Annotated in this window: 2 protein-coding genes; one reads left to right on the plus strand and one right to left on the minus strand. The window is 68.5% G+C overall.

Annotation, left to right across the window (positions count from 1 at the left end; genetic code table 11):
* Nucleotides 1-1,160, minus strand: a 1,160-nt coding sequence (locus EQG76_RS23140) for a glycosyltransferase family 4 protein (protein ID WP_159716694.1), incomplete at its 3' end; no start/stop codon positions are given.
* A gap of 159 nt (nucleotides 1,161-1,319) precedes the next feature.
* On the opposite strand from EQG76_RS23140, the gene EQG76_RS23145 reads away from it, so the two are divergent.
* On the plus strand, nucleotides 1,320-2,504 hold a 1,185-nt coding region (locus EQG76_RS23145; RefSeq protein ID WP_159716696.1), incomplete at its 3' end, for an oligosaccharide flippase family protein.

Here is a 2,504-nt window from a genome sequence, read left to right on the forward strand (position 1 = left end):
TGCGGCCGGGGACTGGAGCCGAACCAGGGGGTGCGGTTGCTGCCGTTCTCGGCGCTGGAGCCGTACACGCGGTCGAACGCCTGGGCGACCAGGTCGGGCGCGAACTGCGCCACCCGCCGTTCGCCGCGCTGGCCGTACTCACGGGCCAGCGCCGGGTCGCGCACCAACCTGACCAGTTGTGCGCGCAGCGCCTCGACGTCGCCCGCCGGCACGCAGATGCCGGCCTCGCCCACCACCTCGCGGCAGCCGGGTGCCGTGGTGGTGACCACGGCGCAGCCGGCCCCCATCGCTTCCAGCAGCACCATCGGGAAGTTCTCGTGCGAGGACGGCAGCACGAAGATCGCCGAGCTGGCATAGAGCTCGGCCAGGGTCTCGCGGGGCAGGAAGCCGCGGAAGTCGACCGGGCAGTTCAGCTCCTCGGCCTGCTGGCGGAGTTGCGGGGCATGCGGGCCGTCGCCGGCCACGATCAGCTCGACCGGCTCGGTCATCCCGGCCACCGCCGCGATCAGGTCCTGCACGCCCTTGCGCGGGACCAGGCGGGTAGCCACCAGGATGCGATTGGGCTTCTTGGCGCGGGCGGGGATGCCCGGCTGGGGAGCGAACGGGTTGGGGACCAGGACGGCCGAGGGGCCGCCTGCCTGCCGCAGGAGGCCGCTCAGGTGGGCGGACGGCAGGGTGACCTTATCGGCGCTGTTGACCAGATAGCGCCAGAGCGGGCGGATCAGGCGGTGGATCATGTCGAAACGGTCAGGATTATAGCCTGGCACGTCCGAGCCATGCGCGGTCAGGGTGAGGGGAATGCCGAACCCGCGCGCCAAAGGTACGGCGACCATAGCACCGGGAACGATGAAGTGAGCGTGAATGGCATCGAAGCGGCGCGCACGCAACAACCGCCGCCCTTCCAGAAGTGCGCCGGGAATCCAGGTGGCGAGTTCAGCCGCAGTCGAGTAATGACGCGCCGAGCGACGGCACGGGGTACGAACGATCTCGACGCCAGCCTGCCGCTCGCGTGAAGGTAGATCGCGCATCCCGGAAGTAAGTACAGTAACCTCACGGCCCATCCGGGCCTGTTCTTCGGCCAGAATGCGTACCGCGGTGGCACCGCCACCGCCAATCGGCGGGTACTCATGACAGACAATTAATATTCTGTGATGCTGCATCCCCGCCTCAACTTTGCGACCCTGGCCTGCGGACACGTCCCTCGAGGTGATTATTCGCTTTCCTCACTATGTTATGCAAGATCTCACGGCCGCTTGACCCCATTAAATGCCCCGACTGCGCTACGTTCCCTGCAACACCGCAGAAAGTGAAGCTCGCCGGTGACCGATCCCTCTCAGCTGACGGCCGATCCTGGCCTTGCCCGCCGGGCTGCGCGCGGCGTGGCATGGACCATGCTGGAGACCTGGGGCCAACAAGGCCTGCAGCTCCTGTTCTTCGTGCTCCTGTCCCGGATCGTCGGGCCTGAAGGCTATGGTATCCTAGGCTTGGCGTTGATCGTCAATGTGGTGGGCGAGGTTCTGATCACCAACGGCGGCTGGGGCGACGCCGTGACGCGGCTGCAGGATCCCGAGCCCGAACTGCTCGATTCGGTGTTCTGGGCGGTGATGGGGCTGGCCCTGCTGCTGGTCGTGGCGGCGGTCCTCCTGGCCGGCCCGGCCGCCTGGTTCTTCGAGATCCCCGAACTGTTCCTGGCCCTGCCCGCCATGTCACTGGCCCTGCCCGGCACGGCGCTGGTCGTGGTGCCAATGGCGCTGCTGCGCCGCCGCCTGCAGATGGGCCCGCTCGCCATGCGCACCCTGGTCTCCCTCGCGGTGGCCGGGGTCGTGGGCGTGCTGCTCGCCTGGCAGGGTGCCGGCGTGTGGGCGCTGATCGTCTTCCAGGTCCTCCAGTCACTGGTGGGCGCCGTGCTGCTCTGGCCGACTACCGGTTACCGCCCGGGCTGGCGCTTCGACCGGCGTCGCCTGGCCAGCGTCACCGGCTTCGTCCGTGGTGCTACCAGCGAGCGGCTCCTCTACATGGTGGATGCGCTGATGCCGCGGGTGATCCTCGGCAAGTTCCTGGGCCCGATCGAGCTCGGCTATTACGTGCTCGCCGCCAAGGTCGTGGAACTGCTCTCGCTGGTGGTGCAGCGGCCGATCCAGCGCATCCTCCTGCCCAGCGTCGCCCACTTAAGCGAAGACCCGAAGGCCATGGGCCAGGCAGTGGGAACCACCCTGCGCCTAGCCCTGCTGGTCACCGCACCGGCAGCGCTCGGCATCCTGGTCACCGCGCCCGACCTGTTGCCCCTCCTGTTCGGCCAGAGCTGGGCGGAGGCGGCACCGGCCCTGCAGCTCATGGCGGTGCTGGTCATGATCGTCCCGGTCATCCAGATCACCACGAGCGTCGACTATGCACGCGGGGTGAGCGCGCCGCAGGCATGGCTGGCGCTGTTGTCCTGCGTCCTCCTGGCAGGCCTCGTCGTCCTGCTCCAGCCGGTGACCCTGGTGAGCGTGGCGGCAGCGCTC

Origin of the sequence: Geminicoccus flavidas (assembly GCF_009806515.1) — a bacterium.
Lineage (GTDB): Bacteria > Pseudomonadota > Alphaproteobacteria > Geminicoccales > Geminicoccaceae > Geminicoccus > Geminicoccus flavidus.